This is a genomic window from Ruthenibacterium sp. (assembly GCF_017421385.1).
In the GTDB taxonomy this organism is placed as follows: Bacteria; Bacillota; Clostridia; order Oscillospirales; family Ruminococcaceae; genus Ruthenibacterium; species Ruthenibacterium lactatiformans.
This window is the reverse complement of the sequence record NZ_JAFOIN010000032.1, coordinates 41,830-61,093: the sequence shown is the minus strand read 5'-3', so window position 1 is coordinate 61,093 and position 19,264 is coordinate 41,830. Positions and strand designations below refer to the sequence as shown.

The following is a 19,264-nucleotide window of genomic DNA, read 5'->3' as shown; positions in this document are numbered from 1 at the left end:
TTCGAATGTCCTCCCTTTGCTTGCTTGTGCAGTTCGCAGACCGCACTTCCAGTATAGCAAAGGGAGTTTTTCTTTTCCCATTATCGACATTAGTCTTCTTTTGAACCACTCGCCTAGCGAGTGGTTTTCGACATACAAAAATACAGGAGGCCGGTGGATGCCGGCCTCCTGTATTTTGCTCTTCTGCTCTTGTCAGTCGTGTATCTTCAAGCCATGGAGCATTTTGATAAAGCCGGGATCATCGTGGCTGACGATCTCGCTATGCCCCACATCTAACCCGGAGATTTCCTCCATGTCTTTCTGAGAGAGCTGGAAGTCCCAAATATCAAGATTCTGCTCTATGCGCTCCTTGTGAACGGACTTCGGGATAACGACTACTCCCCGCTGAACATTCCAACGCAGGGCCACTTGGGCGGCGGACTTGCCGTACTTGCTCCCAATCTTCGTTAAAACCGGGTGGGTAAAAATGCCGAACTTACCCTCGGCAAAAGGCCCCCAGGCTTCGGGAACGACACCGTACTCCTTCATTAGTGCCAAGGCATCCTCCTGCTGGAAGAAAGGGTGAAGCTCTACCTGGTCAACGGCGGGGATCACGTCTACTGTTTCGCACAGATCGGCTAGCCGGGAGGGATAGAAATTGCATACGCCGATGGCTCGGAGCTCCTTCTTTTGGTAGGCTTCCTCCATAGCACGGTAAGCCCCTACATAGTCGCCAAGGGGTTGGTGAATAAGATATAAATCCAAGTAATCCAAACTCAGGTTGTCCAGGGAACGCTGGATTGCCGCCTTCGCTCCTTCGTAGCTGGCATCCTGCACCCACAGCTTTGTGGTGACAAACAGTTCTTCACGGGGAACGCCGCATTTCTTCAGAGCGGCACCTACCGCCTGCTCGTTCATATAGGCGGCGGCGGTGTCGATTAGGCGATAACCGAAACTGATAGCGTCCAGAACCGCCTGCTCACACTGTGTAGGGCCGGGAATCTGAAAGACACCAAAACCCTCCGGGGGCATTTTTACGCCATTGTTCAGAGTGATATCATCCATTTGGGAGAACCTCCTTGAATTTTATGATGTCATGATAGCAAGAATTTTTGGGAAAGTACAATATTTATTTCCAAATATGCTATAATTAAAACAAATACTGAGAGGGGCCTATGATGGAACTTTATTTATTGGAGCAGCTTATAGCCTTTTCCCGGCAGGGCACGTTGTCTGGGGCGGCGGAGAAACTGCATATCTCCCAGCCTGCTTTAAGCCAATCCATGAAAAAACTGGAGGAAAGTCTTGGGGTATCTTTGTTTGAACGATCAAAGAACAAGATTGCTCTTAATGAGAATGGCATCATGGCTGTTCAGTTAGGAGAAAAATTGCTGGAGCAGAGTAGGGAGATGGAGGAGAGGCTGCGCCTTTTTGACCGAAGCCGCCGCACTCTCTCTGTGGGGGGCTGCGCCCCGGTGCCTCTCTGGGACTTGTTGCCGCTGCTCTCCAGGCTCTATCCTCAAATGAACGTTTCCACGGAGATGAAAAACTCAGATGAAGAATTGCTGGCTGGTCTGAATAAAGAGATGTACCAACTCATTGTTACCCATAGTCCCCCGGATATTGATCTGTATGGGCAACCATTCCGAACAGAGCGTCTGTTCCTTTCGGTCCCTCTGGAGCACCCTTTAGCGAACCGAAAGGCGCTTACCCCGGCGGACATTGATGGGCAAAATCTTCTCCTGTATACAGATATTGGCTTCTGGCACAGCTTCTGTCGGGAAAAGCTGCCGAATGCACATTTCCTTATGATGAACGAATGGGACGCGTTTGGAGAAGTGGCGGGAACAGGAGCGTTTCCCTCTTTTATTACGGACGCTCACATGGAGCGGGACGGCGTTCCTCAAAATCGAGTTGTAATTCCCATTATTGACGAACAGGCAGAGGCGACCTACTACTGTGTGTGCAGAGCGGAGAGCAGAGACAGATATCGACAAGTATTTCGTGCGTTGGAAAAAATGAAATGAAAAGTGCTGTTCCTTGCACCGGTCGGGCCTATTTAAATGCGGGCGGTCCTTTTCAGCCTAATTGTGGTATAATATATCCGGTTAGCGCATGCGAGCCACAGGCGAAGCATGAGTTTAGCGGCATAGATACCATGTTTCTTAGTGAACACGAGCGGTACGCGAAGTGAGAGCTTAGAAATATGGCATAATAACCTCAAAGCCGCCGCTTGCGCGGCTGCGCGTGTGCATGGCACACGCTTGTGTGCTAACGCACAGGACTTCGAGAACATTGAACCATGCAAAACCGCAGCAGGTGCGGTTTTGTTGGGGTCGCCTCGCGGCGTCATGGTATAATAACCTCAAAGTTGCCGCTTACGCGGCTGAGTGTGTGCGCTGCACACGCTCCTGTGCTGGCGCACAGGGCTTTGAGAACATTGAACCATGCAAAACCGCGGCAGGTGCGGTTTTGTTGGGGCCGCTTTGCGGCGTCATGGTATAATAGAGTCGCAAACTACCAGAGAAAAGGTGATGTGCGCTGTCTACCGTTATCACACCTGATAACAAATTGATAACTATAGGCTGGATGATATGGATATATCAAATAATTATTTCCAAAGCAAAATTCGTTAGAATATGATACTCAGCAACGAGTGGGAGTGAAGATATTGGAATACAGAAGATTTGACAAAACCATCATAGTGCGGCTGGATAAGGGCGAGGAGATACTGGAGCAGGTAAAAGAGCTTGCCTTGAAGGAACGGATAAAGCTGGCCAGCGTTCAGGCGCTTGGTGCAGTCGACCGTTTTACTGTGGGTGTGTTCAAAACAGATGATAAGAAGTATCTTGCAAATGATTTCAGCGGCAGCTTTGAAATCGTTTCTCTGACCGGAACGATCAATACCATGGATGGAGCGTTTTATTGCCATTTGCACATGAGCGCGGGCAATGATAAGGGAGAGGTCTTTGGCGGACACCTGAACAGAGCGGTGGTGAGCGCCACCTGTGAAATGGTGGTCAATATCCTGGAGGGAACCGTGGACCGGTACTACGACGAACAGATCGGGCTGAATCTGCTTCGGTTTTAAGGCTGTATAGGGCAGCAGTTTTTTTACCGGAAGCAATGAAGCAAGCACATGGGAAAATCAAAACAAGCCCGAAGGACAGAGACCGCTGTTCTTCGGGCTTGTTTCAAATGCCGGCGTGCGGCGGCCCGAAAAGTGGAAAGAAGGGGAAGCGCATGAACGAAACCGAGATTATTCAACACCCGCAGATCGACGGGCTGCGGATTTTTTTTGACACAGTGGATTACCGCACGCCGCATGTTCATGAGGAATTCGAACTGATCTGGTTGATGGAGGGAAGACTCTCCGTGCAGGCGGGACCCTTCCGGCACGTGGCACAGTCTGGTGAGATGGTGCTGTTCGACCCGCAGCAGACTCATGAATTCCATAAGGTGGAGGAGAACTGCACCTTTTTGTGCCTGCAGGTTGCTCCCACGATGCTTGCGGGATGCTTTCCCGCCATACGGAACATCCGGACAGGCGGCGTGTGCCCCGGCATATATTTGTCTCCTGACGTTTTTGCGCAGGTGCAGCGCGGCCTGCTGAACGTGATGCGCGCATATCTGGAGCGCCCCGCGTGCTACGAGCTGTGCTGTGCCGGACACGTGCACCTGCTGATGTACCGCCTGCTGGCTGCGGCGCCGCATGTTCTGCTCACGGCAGAGGAAAATGCCGAACGCGAGCGGCGGAACGCGCGCCTGCTGCGGCTCATCCGTTTTGTGGACCAGAACTATATGCACAAGATACGCCTGTCGGATTTTGCCCGGGCCGAGCGCCGTTCCATGAGCTATCTTTCGCATTTTGTAAAAGAGGCGCTGGGACAGAGCTTTCAGGAGTATGTGAATACGGTACGCTTTCACTGCGCGTGCAAGCTCATCGCCGCGGGACAGCGGCGAATGCTGGATGTATGCGTAGCGTCCGGTTTTTCCGATTACAGGTATTTTTCAGCGGCGTTTCAAAAGCGGCTGGGTATGACGCCGGAGGAGTACAGCCGTCAGCCCCAGAGCCCGGTGCTGGATGAAATGCAGGTACACCACAGCCTCCATTCACTGGAACGGTTTTATTCCCGTGAAAAAAGCCTGGAACTGCTGGAACGTTTCGAGGCGAAATACGCTCCCGGCGTATAAGCCGTACGATGCGCAAACCGGTGAGGAAGGCATGCGGGCAGATATCAGGCCGGAAACGGATACCCGCCGGGGCGTTTGCCTCCGGCGGGTTTTGCTGTTTTGAATAAAGAAACACCTTTCCGTCTGGACAGAATAGCAAAAGTTCAAAAACAGCTAATTTGTCTAATTTAAAATGCGGAATCGTCAAAGAGAGCAGGGCGCTGCAGCGGTATACTGAAAGAGACAACAGGAGGTGTGTCTATGCTGTATATTGGTATCGACCTTGGTACTTCGGCCTGCAAGCTTCTTCTGGTAGATGAAAAAGGCTGTGTGCGGAATACCGTTTCCAAAGAATATCCGCTCTGCTTCCCACATCCGGGCTGGAGCGAGCAAGACCCCGGGGATTGGTGGACGGCGTGCCGGGAGGGCGTGCCGGAGCTGTTGGCCGGCTTTGACGCGCGGGAGGTGCGCGGCATGGGCGTGGGCGGCCAGATGCACGGCCTTGTTGCGCTGGATGAAACGGACGCGGTGCTGCGCCCGGCCATTTTGTGGAACGACGGCCGTACCGCCGAAGAAACAGCCTGGCTGAACGATACGGTGGGGCGCCCGGTGCTCAGCGCGCGCACGGGAAACATCGCGTTTGCCGGCTTTACAGCGCCCAAGCTGCTCTGGATGAAAAAGCATGAGCCGGAGCTGTTCGCGCGTATTCGGAAAATCATGCTGCCCAAGGACTATCTTGTCTACTGCCTGACCGGTGTGCATGCTACGGATTACTCCGACGCATCCGGTATGCTGCTGCTGGATGTAGAGCACAAGTGCTGGAGCCGCGACATGCTGGCTTTGTGCGGCATTTCGGAAAGCCAGATGCCGCGCCTGTACGAAAGCTTTGCACCCGTGGGCACGCTGCTTCCGGAGACCGCTGCGGCATTGGGCCTGCCGCAGGGCGTGACGGTATGCGCGGGTGCGGGGGACAACGCGGCGGCGGCCGTGGGCACCGGGACGGTGAGCACAGGAGCGGCCCATGCGGACAGCAGGTGCAATATCTCTCTGGGCACTTCAGGCACCATTTTTATTTCCTCGGAAAAGTTTGGCGTGGACGCCACCAACGGCCTGCACGCTTTTGCCCATGCGGACGGCGGCTGGCATCTGATGGGCTGTATGCTCAGCGCAGCCAGCTGCAACAAATGGTGGCAGGATGCGATCATCGGCACGAATGACTACAAGGGCGAAGAAGCAAAGATCGCACCCGAAATGCTGGGCAGGAATCATGTGTATTTCCTGCCATACCTGATGGGCGATCGCAGCCCTATCAACGACACCAACGCCCGCGCAATGTTTGTGGGAATGACGATGGACACCGCCCGTGCGGATATGACGCAGGCCATGCTGGAAGGCGTGGCGTTCGCCATACGGGATTCTTTTGAAGTATCGAAAGGGCTGGGGCTTTCCGTTCCGCGCTCCAATATCTGCGGCGGCGGTTCGCGCTCCATGCTATGGAAACGCATTTTGGCCAATGTGCTGGGAATTCCGCTGGATGTGGTGAAAACCTCCGAAGGCCCGGGCTACGGAGCGGCATTGCTGGCGATGGTTGCCTGCGGAGAATATGAGACCGTGGCGCAGGCATGTTCCGCGCTGGTGCGCACAGTGGATACCGTGGAGCCGGACGCTTCCCTGACGGCGCTGTACGAGGAACGCTACCGACAGTTCCGACAGATCTATCCGGTATGCCGGGCGTTGTTTCCAAAGCTGCTGTAAACGGCGGCCCGGTATGCGTTTACAAAGACGAAGGAGAGAAGTGCGATGAAAATTTATTCTGTTACAGACGCGGCGTTCCGCCCGTACGGCAAAATACTGGAGGGTTACGACACCGCGCCTCTGTGTGCGGCCATGCGGTCCATCCCCATGCCGGAGCAGGGCACGGCCTACGAACCTTCCATCCCCGTACTGGAGGAATGTGCGCTGTACGGCGCGCTGCAAAATAACGCCTATGGAGGGATGCCCATACAGCTGGGCCTGTGCTGGGGCTACAACACAAGGCTGAACTGCCTGGAATACCACCGGGACAGCGAGGTGAATGTGGGCGCGCGGGATTTTATCCTGCTGCTGGGAAAGCAGGACGAGATCGAAAACGGGGTGCTGGACACCGGAAAAGTAAAGGCGTTCCGCGTGCCGGCGGGTATGGCCGTGGAGGTGTACGCCACCACGCTGCACTATGCGCCCTGCCATACAAATGCGGCGGAAGGCTTCTGCACGGCCGTTGTGCTGCCGCGCGGCACCAATACCGAAAAGCCGTCCGTTGTACAGCGCGGCGGGGAGGATGCTTTGCTGTGGGCGCGCAATAAATGGCTGCTGGCACACGCTGCGTCGGACGAAGCCGCACAGGGCGCTTATGTGGGCCTTGCAGGAGAAAATATCGATATTTCGGACAGCCTGTGAGCTGGCCGGACAACAGAAAAGGAGAGATGGAGATGTTTGCAAATATTCCCGAAGTAAAGCTGGGCATCATTGCGGTGAGCCGCGGGTGCTTCCCTATGGCGCTGTCCGAGCGGCGCCGCGCAGCGATAAAGGCTGCCTATGGCGAGGGCCTGTACGAGTGTCCCGTCACGGTGGAAAATGAATTGGACGCCAGGCGGGCCGTGGAGGATGTGCAGGCTGCGGGCGTGAATGCGCTGGTCGTGTTCCTGGGGAATTTCGGCCCGGAAACGCCGGAAACGCTGATTGCCGAATGGTTCAGCGGGCCTATTATGTATGCGGCCGCGGCCGAGGGCGACGGAGACCTGCACGACGGGCGCGGCGACGCCTACTGCGGTATGCTCAACTGCTCTTACAATCTGGGCCTGCGGGGAAAAACGGCGTATATTCCCGAATATCCCGTGGGTACGGCGCCGGAGCTGGCTGAAAAGGTGGCGGAATTTGTGCCAATCGCCCGGGCCATCCTGGGCCTGAGAGGGCTGAAGCTGATTACCTTCGGCCCGCGTCCCGATGATTTTCTGGCGTGCAACGGGCCGATCAAAGCGCTGTACGACCTGGGCGTGGCGGTGGAAGAAAACAGCGAGCTGGATTTACTGGTCGCCTACAACAAGCATGCGGACGACCCGCGCATTCCGGCCAAAATGGCCGAGATGCAGGCGGAGCTGGGCAGAAACAACAAGTATGCGGGTGTTCTGCCCCGTCTGGCCCAGTACGAGCTGACGCTGCTGGACTGGGCCGAGGCCCACAAAGGCGCGCGGCAGTATGTGGCGTTTGCCAACAAGTGCTGGCCCGCGTTCCAGACGGAGTTCAAATTTGTGCCCTGTTATGTAAACAGCCGCCTTGCGGCCATGGGAATTCCCGTTTCCTGCGAGGTGGATATTTACGGCGCGCTGTCCGAGTACATCGGCGTGTGCGTTTCCGGCGCGCCCACCACGCTGCTGGACATCAACAACACCGTGCCCGCATCCATTTACGACAAAGCCATCGGGGGCAGATACGATGTGCGCCTGCCCGAGACCTTCATGGGCTTCCATTGCGGCAACACCAGCTGTGCGATGCTGAAAGACCCGCACATGGGCTATCAGCTCATCATGAAACGCGATCTGGAGCCGGAGCTACCGGAGCCGGACATCACACGCGGCACCATGGAAGGCAACATCAAGCCCGGCGATATCACGTTCTTCCGTCTGCAGTCCACCGCGGACACACAGCTGAAGGCATACGTCGCGCAGGGGCAGGTGCTGGACGTGGACTGCGAGAGCTTCGGCTCCATCGGAGCGTTTGCCATTCCGGAGATGGACCGCTTCTACCGCCATGTACTGATTGCAAAGCGTTACCCGCACCACGGCGCGGTGGCGTTCGGGCACTGGGGCAAGGCGCTGTTTGAGGTGTTCAAGTATCTGGGCGTGACGGACATTGCCTACAATCAGCCCAGGAGCCTGCCGTACCCCGGCGAGAATCCGTTTGTATAATATTTACGGGTTTGTTTTGCGGCCGGACTGCCCGGATGAGGGTAAAGGAAAACTACGGCCGGGATGCGCCATCGCGCATCCCGGCCGTTCGATTGGAATTGTCGGAGATGAGAGGAAGGAGATTCATGGCGGAAATACAGCTTGAAAAAACAGCGCTGGGGCTGGAGCTTGGCTCTACGCGCATCAAAGCGGTGCTCATTGGGCCGGAGCATGCTGTGCTGGCCAGCGGTGCGCACGATTGGGAAAACCGTCTGGAGCACGGATACTGGACCTATGCCCTGGATGACGTATGGGCGGGCGTGCAGGATGCATTTGCCCGGCTGGCCCGGCAGGTTCAGGAGCGGTACGGCACGCCGCTGCATACCGTGGGCGCAATGGGTGTTTCCGGTATGATGCACGGATACCTGCCCTTTGCGCGGGACGGCGCGCAGCTTGCAGCCTTCCGCACCTGGCGCAACACGACAACAGAACGCGCCGCGGCGCTGCTGACGGAGCGGTTTGCGTTCAACGTTCCACAACGGTGGAGCGTTGCGCATCTGTACCAGGCGATACTGGACGGTGAGCCCCATGCGCGGGACATTGCATATTTGACCACGCTGGCGGGCTATGTGCACTGGCGGCTGACGGGGGAAAGGGTGCTGGGCGTGGGCGAAGCGTCGGGCATGTTCCCCATTGACAGCGCGGCATGTGGTTACGACGCGGGAATGGAAAAAACATTTGACGCGCTTCTGGCGCAGGAAGGTATGCCTTACCGCCTTGCGGATGTTCTGCCCCGGGTGCTTTGCGCCGGCGCGGACGCGGGCACGCTGACAGCGGAGGGCGCGTGTCTGCTGGATCCCACCGGCGTGCTGCGCCCCGGTGTGCCGCTGTGCCCTCCGGAGGGGGACGCGGGCACGGGCATGGCAGCCACCAACAGCGTGGGCGTGCGCACGGGCAATGTTTCGGCGGGCACCAGCGTGTTTGCCATGGCGGTGCTGGAACGCCCGCTCGCCAGGGTGTATCCGGAGATCGATATGGTCACCACCCCCACGGGGCGACCGGTGGCGATGGTACACTGCAACACCTGCACATCTGATCTGGACGCATGGGTGCGCGTGCTGGGCGAAATGGCCGGAGCCGCCGGCGCGAAGCTGGAAAAGCCGCGCCTTTACGACCTGTTCTATCAAAAGGCGCTGGAAGGCGAAGCGGATTGCGGCGGCCTTGTGAGCTACAACTATTACTCCGGCGAACCGGTGACAGGTGTGGAGAGCGGACGGCCGCTGTTTATGCGCCGTCCGGATGCACGCTTCACACTGGCCAATTTTGCCCGTGTGCAGCTTTACGCGGCAATGGCAACGCTGAAGCTGGGCATGGATATCCTGTTGGTGGAGGAAGGTGTGCGGCTGGACACGCTGCTGGGCCACGGCGGGCTGTTCAAGACTCCGGTGGCGGGGCAGAAGCTGCTGGCGGGCGCGCTGGGCGTGCCTGTGGCCGTGATGGAAACAGCGGGAGAGGGCGGCCCTTGGGGGATGGCGCTTCTGGCGGCTTACTGCGTGCGCCGGGCCGAAGGCCAAACGCTGGAAGAATATCTGGCTGACACGGTGTTCCGGGGAGCGCAGGGCAGCGTGCAGCAGCCGGACGCTGCCGATACGGCGGGTTTCGCGCGCTTTCTGACGGATTACAAAAGCGGGCTGGCGGTGGAAAAAGCCGCCGCGGCCGCGCTGCGCTAAGGGAGGGGAGGCCATATGCTGGAAGAACTGCGCAAAGCGGTATATGAGGCCAATCTGGAGCTGCCTCGCCGGGGCCTTGTCACATACACATGGGGGAATGTGTCTGGTATTGACCGGAGCAAGGGCCTGATGGTCATCAAGCCGTCGGGGGTGGAATATTCTGCGCTGCGCCCGGAAGACCTCGTGGTGCTGGATATGAATGGAAACAGCGTGGAAGGGGCGCTCCATCCGTCATCGGACGCAAAAACGCATCTGGAGCTGTATCGGGCATTCCCTGAGATCGGAGGCGTGGTGCATACTCACAGCGTCCATGCGGTGGCCTGGGCACAGGCCGGACGGGATATCCCGTGCTACGGCACAACACATGCGGACTATTTCTACGGGCCGGTGCCCTGCGCGCGCTCTCTCACGGGCGCGGAGGTGGAAGAAGATTACGAGAAAAATACCGGAACGGTCATCGTTGAGACATTCCGTGCGAGGGACATTGATCCGGTCCATGTGCCCGGTGTCATCTGCCGCAGCCATGGGCCTTTCGCATGGGGCAAAGACGCGGCTCAGGCTGTATATCATGCCGCGGTGCTGGAGGAAGTGGCGAAAATGGCGCTTCTGACGGTTCAGATCGACTCGGGCGCGGCTCCTGCGCCCCAATATGTGCAGGACAAGCACTTCCTGCGGAAGCACGGCCCGGGCGCATATTACGGGCAGGCCCGCGGATAGAGCCGCACGGCCCGCGCAGAGCGCCGCCGCTGAACCATAAAAGAAAAACAAAACCGCTCCCTGCAGCCCATTCAATGGGCGTGCGGCGGGAGCGGTTTTCCATTTGCAAGTTAACCGAAGCGCGTGCGGATGGCCTGCAGGGAGGCAGGATCTTCCACCCAGTTTTCCACATAGCCGCAGCTGCAGCACACATAGCGGATGACCGGTATCTTGCCGAAGTTTTCAAAGTTGGAAGTATAAATATTGTTCCCGCTGGCGCAGCGGCCGCGGCGGTCCGGTATACGGACGATGTCCGAACCGCCGCATTTGGAGCAGCGACGGCTGTTTTTCATCTCAATACTCCTTGCTCTCGTAAAATTTCACAGACACGAAAAAGGAGGCGGCGCACAGCAGCACCAGAATAAGGCCGCCCACCGTGGCGATCATCGGCCAGGGAAGGCTCTCAACAAAAGCTGCGGCTCCGTCACCGAGCCAGCTGAAGCCCCAGACGATGAGCAGAAAGGGGAGGATAAAGCACAGTGTCATGGCAACGCGGGCCTTTTCTGCACCCAGCTTAAAAAACAACGGCAGCATGAACACGGTGACAAGCATGTATACGACGATGACGCCGCCGGTGCTGGCCGCGATCTCAAGAAAGCCGTTGCGGTAGGTAAAACTGTCCAGCACGCCGCACAGGACAGATGCGATAACGCCCGTACCCAGCAGAGCGCCGTAAAAAAGCAGATATTTCGCGCCCACGATGGCCCGGGGCGTGACGGGCAGTGTCAGCGCGTAGGAATCCCACCTGGATGCTTCGTCCACGCTGAAGCTGGAAATGAGCATCATCACCACGCTCATCGTCAGCATCGGGGAAAGAAAAGAGAAGTTTTTCATCAGGCCCACGGAGATGGCCAAATACAGCACAGTCATCAGCGCGAGCTGCTTGAGAAAATAAGTGCGAAGAGAATACATATCTTTCAGCATCAGTCCGGTCATGCGTCGTACGCTCCTTTGGCAAAAAAAGTCATGATATCGTCAATGGTGGCCTGCTCCGTCAGTATGCCGGGGTACAGGCGGGCCACTTCGGGCCGGTTGTCCACCAGCAGCTCGGCGTCGAATTTGCTGTCGCGCCGGCCCAATATATGCGCGCCGTCCAGGGCCGCGGCGCGCGCTTTTTCGCATTTCACCACGCCGTACTGCTCCAGGATATCGTCCTTTGTTTTGCTGAACACGATCTTTCCCGCGTGGATGAACGTGATATAGTCCGCCACTTTTTCCAGGTCGCTGGTGATGTGGCTGGAGAGCAGGATGCTGTGCTCCTCATCCTGAATGAATTCCAGGAACAGATCCAGCATTTCGCTGCGCACTACGGGGTCCAGCCCGCTGGTGGCCTCGTCCAGCACCAGCAGTTTGGGATGGTGCGCCAGCGCCGTGGTGAGCGCCAGCTTGGCGCGCATGCCCTTTGAGAATTCCTTAAACGGTTTTTCCATGGGCAGAGCGAACCGCTTGCAGTACGACGCGAACGACTCTTTGTCCCATCGGCTGTGCAGGCGGCTCATCACGGCCGAGATATCCTTCGCGCGCATGCCCTCGTAGAAAAAGCTGCCGTCCAGCACAACGCCGATATCCTGCCCGATGGCGCGGCGGTCCGTGACAGGGTCGCGCCCCAGTACCGAGATGGAGCCTCCATCCGTGTGCAGCAGGCCCAGAATGGATTTGATTGTAGTGGTTTTGCCCGCGCCGTTCTCGCCGATAAAGCCCATGATAGAGCCGCCCGGTACGGTAAACGAGACGTCCCGCAGGGAGAAATCCCTGTAATGCTTGCAAAGCCCGCGCACTTCGATCGCGCTGTTCATATTCTAATTTCCCTCCAATAAAAGTTCCAGCATCTGGCGCAGCTCCTGCGGCGATACGCCGCTGCGCGACGCGGTGTCCACAGCCTGCTGTAAGGCAGCCTCCACCCGCCGCAGCGCTTCTTCGCGCAGGAATTCTGCGTTCTTTGAGGCCACGAAGCTCCCCTTTCCCGCAACGGTTTCGATAAAGCCGTCGCGCTCCAGGTCTTCGTAGGCGCGTTTCGTGGTGATCACACTGATGCGCAGTTCCTTGGCCAGCGTGCGCATACTGGGCAGGGCGTCCCCCGCCGTGAGCGCGCCGGAAAGGATCTGGCTTTTGATCTGCACTGTGATCTGCTCGTAAATGGGCTTACCACTGGCATTGCTGATGATGATATCCATGAGTCACCTCGGAAATATTGTATATATACTGTATATACAATATATACCTGTATACACACGCTGTCAATAGGAAAAACAGGATTTTTATAAAAATGGCCGCGGCCGGTCCGGCATATTTTTATATGCATCCGTCCACTTTGCGTCCCACACCGTAATTTTAGGGCCGTGGGCCGGAACACTCCGCTGGTCTGGCTTTGCAAAGCTGTAAAAAGCGGGGCGGCCGAAGCCGCCCCGCAAAGGATGAGAAAAGAGGATGAAGAAGAAAGCCGGTCAGGCGCCGCCTGAAGAAGAACTGCCGCCGGCCTCTTTTTCGCTGAAATGCAATTCCATCGTGCCCAGTACGGCGCGGAAAATGTCCGCGCTGCGGCCGTTCTCTTCATCCGTAAGGAAATGCAGCTCCACCACATAGCCGTCCAGTTCATAAAACATATACTGGGGATACCAGGGCTTGTCCGCGTCATCGGGCCAGGTCTTCATATGCAGGATGCGCAGCGCATTGCCGTTCAGCTCCGTGTCTTCGGTGGAAAGCAGGCCGTATCCCTCGGGGTAAAAGCTGTTGTCCGCATACGGCTCCGTCATGGCGTCTGTGAACGGAGACGCACCGGAGGCGGCGGGCCACAGGTTCAGAACTTCGGCAACCTTGATACCGTCCCGCGTAAAGGTTGTGTAATTGTCGTACTCCCAGTCCGTGGGCGCGCTGAGGATGACGAGGGCTTTTTCACCGGCGCCGCCGTCCGGATGCATGACAGGCAGGGATATGAAGCGGCGCGTCCAGCCGGAGGTATCCACAGAGGGGGATTCGCTGCTCGGGGACGAGCTGGAAGACGCGGGCGCGGAGGAAGCGCCGCCCGCTGTGGATAACGCGCCGGAGGATGCAGCGCTGCCGGAAGAAGCCGGCGGCAGGAAAGCGCCGCCCGTGGAAGAAACGGGAGCTTTACCGCAGGCGGCGAGGAAAAACGCCAGCGTCAGACAAAATGCAAAGGCTGTTATTTTTTTCATTGTAGTCCTCCTTTGCCGTCCGGCAGGGACGGCGCGTTTTCAATGTAAATGCTGCGGGAGGGGAACGCGAAAGAGGCGCCCTCCCCGGCCATGATGTCCATGATGCGCAGATTGACGTCCTCTTTTACCGCGCGGTATTCCACGATGTCGGTGGTTTTGGTGTAGAACTGCACGGCAATGTCGATGCTGCTGTCTGCGAATTCGGAAAGGCGTACCTGCACGGTCTCGCTGTGTACGCCGGGGTGGTTTTCCAGCATGGCGCGTACCCGGTTCGTTACGGCTTCCACGGTTCGCTTGGGCGTTCCGTAGGTCAGGCCCAGCGTAAACTGCGCCAGCCGCATTTTCATACGTGTCCAGTTGGTGATGGGCTCTCCGCACAGCTTGGAGTTGGGCACAACGGTGAGGGCATTGGCCAGCGTGCGGATCTTTGTGCTGCGGAAGGTGATGTCCTCCACCGAACCCTCCAGAGATGCGGTGCTGATCCAGTCTCCCAGTTCAAAGGGCTTTTCAAAAATAATGACAAGGCCGCCGAAAAAGTTGCTGGCGGAGTCCTGGGCAGCCAGCGCAAACGTCAGGCCGCCCAGGCCCAGCCCGGCAATGAGGCTGTTGACATTGTAGCCCATCTCGGTGACGACGAGTACTCCTGCGAACAGCAGGATCACAGCCTTGTAAATGCGTTCCAGAAACCGGATGACGGTATCGCCCGCGCCCAGGTCAAAGCGGCTGCGCGTGCCCACAAGCGCCAGCTCTACACATTTGGAAGCCCCCAGCAGTCCCCAGGCCAGCAGCACGATGAAAGCGATACGCACGGCGTGATTCTGCGCGGTGCGCCATGCGTCGGTGTGGATGAAATCAAAGGGCAGCAGCCGCACGCCGATGTACAGGCCGATGAGCGCAATGAACAGAGCGCACGGCCGGATGAAGCTTTGCAGCAGCGTGGAAAGATAGGGACGTTCAATTTTTTGCGCGGCTCGGGTAAGGCGCGGGCCGACCACATGCTTGAACACACGGCTGGCGATGAAAAAACCGGCGAACCACGCGGCGCAGATAAGGCACTGCACCAGCGTGTTGCTGTTTTGAGAAATATTTTCAATGGTCTCCACAGTTTCGGTCAAAAACAGTACCTCCTTTTGCGGCTCCGCGCGCGGATGTGCCGAACGCAAAACCAACCGTTTGAGTAGATAATACATAGTATAACATATTTGCCGGGAAATTTGTGGCCGTTCTATTGCAATCGCGCGAAAATGCGCTATAATATGGTACAGAAAGTCTGTTTCAGGGCGGGGTGAGATTCCCCACCGGCGGTGAAAGCCCGCGACCGGTATATGCGCAGCATGTACCGCTGATTTGGTGAAATTCCAAAGCCGACGGTGTGCGTGCCGTGTTTTTGCGCGGTGTGTCGAGTCCGGATGAAAGAAACGGCGGCAGTGCCAGATGTTTCGCCCTTTTGCGTTTCGCAGAAGGGCGTTTTTGTTTTGGCGGCGGCCCGGACACCCACGAGCAGGCCTCGAAATTTTATTTTGGAGGTTTTATCCATGCGCAATGTTTCCGCCAATACCCGCAAGCTCACCACGATGGCCATGCTGGCCGCGCTGGCCATCGTCCTGGTGGCGCTCATCCATTTCCCGCTGGTACCTGCCGCGCCTTTCCTTGAATATGACCCCGCGGACATCCCCATTTTCATCGGAACCTTTTTGTTCGGACCGGCCGCGGGGCTGGCGCTCACAGCCGTGGTATGCGTGATCCAGGGCGTAACGGTCAGCGCGGCCAGCGGCCCCATCGGCATCATCATGCATTTTCTGGCCACGGGCACGTTTGTGCTTCTGGCAGGCAATTTGTACCGGGCGCATCGTACGCGCAAGGCCGCGCTGCTGGGCCTTGCCGCGGGCACGCTGGCCATGACGGCCGTGATGTGTGTGTGCAACCTGGTGTTCACACCGCTGTTTATGGGGTCGCCTGTGGGCGAGGTGGTGAAGCTGCTGCTGCCGGCCATCATCCCGTTCAACCTGGCCAAGGCGGCCATCAACAGCGTCATTACGTATCTTGTGTATAAGCCCATCAGCCGTCTGGTGTTCGGCGAAAAAGAACCGGCCGCCTCTTGACAGGCGCATGGTGTTCTGCTATACTGTTATACACAAATGAATAAACCTTATCAAGAGCGACTGAGGGAACAGGCCCTGTGACGTCCGGCAACCTGCTGTAACAGCAAGGTGCCAAATCCTGCGGGTAACACCGAAAGATAAGCTGATGCAAAGGCCCGGTGTTGTCTGCCGGGCCTTTTTTACGCGCTTTTGCAGGAAACAAGAAAGGAAAACAAAAATGGCAAGAAAACTTTTTACCTCCGAATCCGTCACCGAGGGGCATCCCGATAAGATCTGCGACCAGATCTCCGACGCCATTCTGGACGCGCTGCTGGAAAAAGACCCGAACAGCCGTGTGGCCTGTGAGGTGACTGCCAGTACGGGCCTTGTGCATATCATGGGTGAGATCACCACGGAAGGATATGTGGATTTCCAGAAGATTGTGCGCGACGTTGTGCGGGACATCGGTTATACCCGCGCCAAATACGGCTTTGACGCGGACACATGCGCCGTGCTTTCCAATGTCGACGAGCAGAGCCCCGATATCGCCATGGGCGTGAACCCGGGCGGCGCGGGCGACCAGGGCATGATGTTCGGCTACGCCTGCCGCGAGACGCCGGAGCTGATGCCGCTGCCCATTTCGCTGGCGCACAAGCTGGCAAAGCGGTTGACGGACGTGCGCAAGAACGGTACGCTGGACTATCTGCGCCCGGACGGCAAGAGCCAGGTGACTGTGGAATACGAGGGCAACAGGCCCGTGCGTGTGGACGCTGTGGTCATTTCCACTCAGCACGCTCCGGAGGTGGAGATGGAGGCGCTGCGCAAAGATATTCTGGAGCATGTGATCCGCCCTGTCGTTCCCGCCGAGCTGCTGGACGAACAGACGAAATACTATGTCAACCCCACGGGCCGTTTTGTTGTGGGCGGGCCGCAGGGCGATTCGGGCCTGACGGGCCGCAAGATCATCGTGGACACCTACGGCGGATATGGCCGCCACGGCGGCGGTGCGTTCAGCGGCAAGGACCCCACGAAGGTGGACCGAAGCGCGGCTTATGCCGCGCGCTGGGTAGCCAAAAATGTGGTGGCCGCGGGGCTGGCCGAGCAGTGTGAGGTGCAGCTTGCCTACGCCATCGGAGTGGCCGAGCCGGTGAGCATCCGCGTGGACACCTTCGGCACAGGCGCGGCGGATGAGGCTGCCATCGAAGCCGCGGTGGAACAGGTGTTTGATCTGCGGCCGGCGTCCATCATCGAGCAGCTGGGCCTGCGCAGGCCTATTTACCGTCAGCTTGCGGCCTACGGCCATATGGGACGTGAGGAGCTGGGCGTTGCATGGGAGCAGACGGATAAAGCGGGGGCCCTGCGTGCGGCCATGGGCCTGTAAACGGAAAATGCATCGTTTTCCACGGCGCAGCGCATAAAATGCTGAGGAAATAAAAAAGAAGGAGCCGGAGGGCAGAAAGGGCGCGCGCCGCTTTTTTTGCCTTCCGGTTTGTGTTATACTATAAAAAATAGCCACGGCCTATTTTTGGGGGCCATGCAGGCCGTCCCTGGCCTGCGGCCATTAAGATGAGCTTTTTATGGCTTTGCTGTGCAAAGCTATAAAATAGTTCCGCCCCGCCGCTGCAGCGGTGTCGGGAGCAATGAATGCATCCGCCGGCGGAGCCGTGACAACGATGAAAAAGGGAGAAAACACCGTGCGTTATGATATCGTGATGGTGACCTACAACAGCATGAAATGGCTGCGCGCATGTGTGGCCGCGCTGGCCGCCGTGCAGTATCCGCTGGAGGAGCTGCACCTTGTTTTCGCCGACAACGGCTCCACCGACGGCACATTGGAGGAGCTGCGGCGCATGGCAGGGGAATACCCGGCTTTCGGCGGCTTTACCGTGGCGGAAAACGGCGCGAACCTTGGGTTCGGCGCGGCATGCAACCGCGGCGCGGCAAAAGGGAGCGCGCCGCTGCTGTTTTTTTTGAATTTGGACACCGAAGTCTGGCCCGACGTATTCCTCCGCCTGGACGAGGCCGCCGTGCGCGCGCCGCAGGAAACGGCGGCGTTTGAGTGCCGTCAGCTTCCCTATGAAACAGGGCATCACATCGATCCCGTAACGTTGGAGACAAGCTGGGCCAGCGGCGCGGCGCTGGCCGTCCGGCGCGCCGCTTTTACGTCTGTCGGCGGTTTTGACGAACATCTGTTCATGTACTGCGAGGATGTGGACCTCTCCTGGCGGCTGCGCGCCGGAGGATACCGGCTGCAATACGTGCCCGCAGCGCGCGTCACCCATTATTCCTATGAGAACGGCGGCCCCAAATTGGGAGAATATGCGGGCAGCTTCTACGGCAATCTGCTGCTGCGTTATAAGTTCGGCTCCTGGCGGGATATCTGGCGCGGGCATAAAATGTATTTGGGCGCGCTTCGCCGTCCGCTGCATTTCAACGGTGTGCGCCGCGTTCTGGCAAAAAATTATCTGCGTCATTTTATAAAGCTGTGGCCTTTCCTGTTCTGGCGTTTTTCTCACCGTGCCGAATACGGCGCGCGTCCGGCACGCTTCGAAGGCGGCTTTTCACCGGACAGAGGCCTGTGGAAATTTACGCCGCCGCAGGAAACGCCGCTCATTTCCGTCATTGTGCGCACCTGCGGCAGGCCGCAGACACTGAAGCGCACGCTGGAGAGCCTGCGCTGGCAGACATACCGCAGTTTTGAGATCATCGTCGCGGAGGACGGCCCGCCTGCGGCACGGGAAATGGTGGAGCGGGATTTTGCGGAGCTGCCCATACGCTATCTGAACGATGGCCGGTTCCACGGCCGTGCAGCCAACGGCAACCGGGGGCTTGCGGCGGCGCGGGGAGCGCTGTGCAACTTTCTGGACGATGATGATTTCTTTTATCCCGATCACCTGGAACTGCTGGCGGGTGTGCTGTGCGCGCACCCGGAAGCGGACCTCGTGCTGGGCAGCGCCATGGCGATGTTCGTGGCGAAGGACGGAACCGTCACGGAGGTACGCCCCATGGTATTCGACCGCATCGACCGTTTTACCATGTGTCAAAACTGCCGCATTCCTATACAGACCGTGCTGTTCCGCCGCAGTCTGTTCGAGCGGTACGGCGGCCTCATCGAAACGCTGGAAGCCCATGAGGATTGGGGGATGTGGCTGAAATATCTGGAGCACGGGCGCCGCATCACCCCCCATGCGCCGGACGTGCGCCGGGCCACCAGCCTTTTCGTGCAGCCCGCGGCCCAAAGCGATGCGGCCGCGCGCATGGAGGCATACCGCAAAAGCGACGCGGATTTTTACAGTGATGCTTCGCTGTGCTTCAACGTCACGCTGGCGGATATGCGCCGCTATTATGATGACATGATCGCGGACATGCGCTGCCTGGAGGCGCGCGGTGAGCTGCATGAATTTTTGGAGCAGCAGGCAAAGCGCGGTGAATAAACCGCCCGCGCCGCA

The 19,264-nt window shown here is 58.1% G+C and carries 18 protein-coding genes and 2 riboswitches; of the genes, 11 read left to right on the top strand and 7 right to left on the bottom strand.

The annotated features are described in order from the left end of the window. Positions 1-192: 192 nt before the first annotated feature. Complete coding sequence (locus IIY41_RS04070) at positions 193-1,044, bottom strand: aldo/keto reductase (protein ID WP_050004473.1); 852 nt, start codon at positions 1,042-1,044, stop codon at positions 193-195. Between the two features lie 110 nt (positions 1,045-1,154). On the opposite strand from IIY41_RS04070, the gene IIY41_RS04065 reads away from it, so the two are divergent. From IIY41_RS04065 to IIY41_RS04030, 8 genes are all read left to right on the top strand, one after another. Beyond that, entirely contained in the window at positions 1,155-2,006 is an 852-nt protein-coding gene (locus IIY41_RS04065) for a LysR family transcriptional regulator (RefSeq protein ID WP_009326080.1), read from the top strand. 635 nt (positions 2,007-2,641) lie between these two features. Beyond that, positions 2,642-3,070, top strand: a complete 429-nt coding sequence (locus IIY41_RS04060) for a PPC domain-containing DNA-binding protein (RefSeq protein WP_333492280.1) — start codon at positions 2,642-2,644, stop codon at positions 3,068-3,070. 152 nt (positions 3,071-3,222) lie between these two features. After that, complete coding sequence (locus tag IIY41_RS04055) at positions 3,223-4,173, top strand: AraC family transcriptional regulator (protein ID WP_287399852.1); 951 nt, start codon at positions 3,223-3,225, stop codon at positions 4,171-4,173. A 240-nt stretch (positions 4,174-4,413) separates the two neighbouring features. Then, the gene (gene xylB, locus IIY41_RS04050; protein ID WP_287399835.1) at positions 4,414-5,907 is read left to right on the top strand and encodes a xylulokinase; all 1,494 of its coding nucleotides are present in this window, start codon (positions 4,414-4,416) and stop codon (positions 5,905-5,907) included. A gap of 45 nt (positions 5,908-5,952) precedes the next feature. Then, complete coding sequence (locus IIY41_RS04045) at positions 5,953-6,588, top strand: DUF4867 family protein (RefSeq protein ID WP_009326076.1); 636 nt, start codon at positions 5,953-5,955, stop codon at positions 6,586-6,588. A gap of 32 nt (positions 6,589-6,620) precedes the next feature. Beyond that, positions 6,621-8,096, top strand: coding sequence for an L-fucose/L-arabinose isomerase family protein (locus tag IIY41_RS04040; protein WP_287399833.1), 1,476 nt, complete (start codon positions 6,621-6,623; stop codon positions 8,094-8,096). 125 nt (positions 8,097-8,221) lie between these two features. Next, positions 8,222-9,805 (top strand): xylulokinase, encoded by a 1,584-nt coding sequence (locus tag IIY41_RS04035; RefSeq protein ID WP_287399831.1) that lies wholly within the window; start codon positions 8,222-8,224, stop codon positions 9,803-9,805. A 15-nt stretch (positions 9,806-9,820) separates the two neighbouring features. Then, positions 9,821-10,522, top strand: a complete 702-nt coding sequence (locus tag IIY41_RS04030) for an L-ribulose-5-phosphate 4-epimerase (RefSeq protein WP_287399829.1) — start codon at positions 9,821-9,823, stop codon at positions 10,520-10,522. A 110-nt stretch (positions 10,523-10,632) separates the two neighbouring features. Here the strand turns inward: IIY41_RS04030 and IIY41_RS04025 are convergent, their stop codons facing one another. The 6 genes from IIY41_RS04025 to IIY41_RS04000 all read right to left on the bottom strand — a co-directional run bounded on the left by IIY41_RS04025 (position 10,633) and on the right by IIY41_RS04000 (position 14,849). Further along, entirely contained in the window at positions 10,633-10,854 is a 222-nt protein-coding gene (locus IIY41_RS04025; protein WP_009326072.1) for a hypothetical protein, read from the bottom strand. Between the two features lies 1 nt (position 10,855). Then, complete coding sequence (locus tag IIY41_RS04020; RefSeq protein ID WP_205485539.1) at positions 10,856-11,497, bottom strand: ABC-2 transporter permease; 642 nt, start codon at positions 11,495-11,497, stop codon at positions 10,856-10,858. After that, positions 11,494-12,357 (bottom strand): ABC transporter ATP-binding protein, encoded by an 864-nt coding sequence (locus tag IIY41_RS04015; protein WP_050004469.1) that lies wholly within the window; start codon positions 12,355-12,357, stop codon positions 11,494-11,496. Before IIY41_RS04015 ends, IIY41_RS04020 begins: the two co-directional genes overlap by 4 nt. 3 nt (positions 12,358-12,360) lie before the next feature. Continuing rightward, positions 12,361-12,735: a GntR family transcriptional regulator gene (locus tag IIY41_RS04010; RefSeq protein WP_009326069.1), complete on the bottom strand. Its 375-nt coding sequence runs from the start codon at positions 12,733-12,735 to the stop codon at positions 12,361-12,363. Positions 12,736-13,005: 270 nt separating this feature from the next. After that, complete coding sequence (locus IIY41_RS04005) at positions 13,006-13,734, bottom strand: hypothetical protein (RefSeq protein WP_287399825.1); 729 nt, start codon at positions 13,732-13,734, stop codon at positions 13,006-13,008. Then, a complete protein-coding gene (locus tag IIY41_RS04000) occupies positions 13,731-14,849 on the bottom strand; it encodes a mechanosensitive ion channel family protein (RefSeq protein WP_009326067.1) in 1,119 nt (372 codons plus the stop codon). The genes IIY41_RS04005 and IIY41_RS04000 overlap by 4 nt, the downstream gene beginning before the upstream one ends. Before the next feature lie 152 nt (positions 14,850-15,001). Next, positions 15,002-15,159: riboswitch (FMN riboswitch) on the top strand. A 110-nt stretch (positions 15,160-15,269) separates the two neighbouring features. Between IIY41_RS04000 and IIY41_RS03995 the strand changes: the two genes are divergently transcribed. The 3 genes from IIY41_RS03995 to IIY41_RS03985 all read left to right on the top strand — a co-directional run bounded on the left by IIY41_RS03995 (position 15,270) and on the right by IIY41_RS03985 (position 19,249). After that, the gene (locus IIY41_RS03995) at positions 15,270-15,836 is read left to right on the top strand and encodes an ECF transporter S component (RefSeq protein ID WP_287399822.1); all 567 of its coding nucleotides are present in this window, start codon (positions 15,270-15,272) and stop codon (positions 15,834-15,836) included. A gap of 44 nt (positions 15,837-15,880) precedes the next feature. Then, positions 15,881-15,980: riboswitch (SAM riboswitch) on the top strand. Between the two features lie 73 nt (positions 15,981-16,053). Next, positions 16,054-17,196: a methionine adenosyltransferase gene (metK, locus tag IIY41_RS03990; protein WP_050004466.1), complete on the top strand. Its 1,143-nt coding sequence runs from the start codon at positions 16,054-16,056 to the stop codon at positions 17,194-17,196. A gap of 292 nt (positions 17,197-17,488) precedes the next feature. Continuing rightward, on the top strand, positions 17,489-19,249 hold the full coding sequence (locus tag IIY41_RS03985; protein WP_117472339.1) for a glycosyltransferase family 2 protein: 1,761 nt from the start codon (positions 17,489-17,491) through the stop codon (positions 19,247-19,249). Positions 19,250-19,264: the final 15 nt, after the last annotated feature.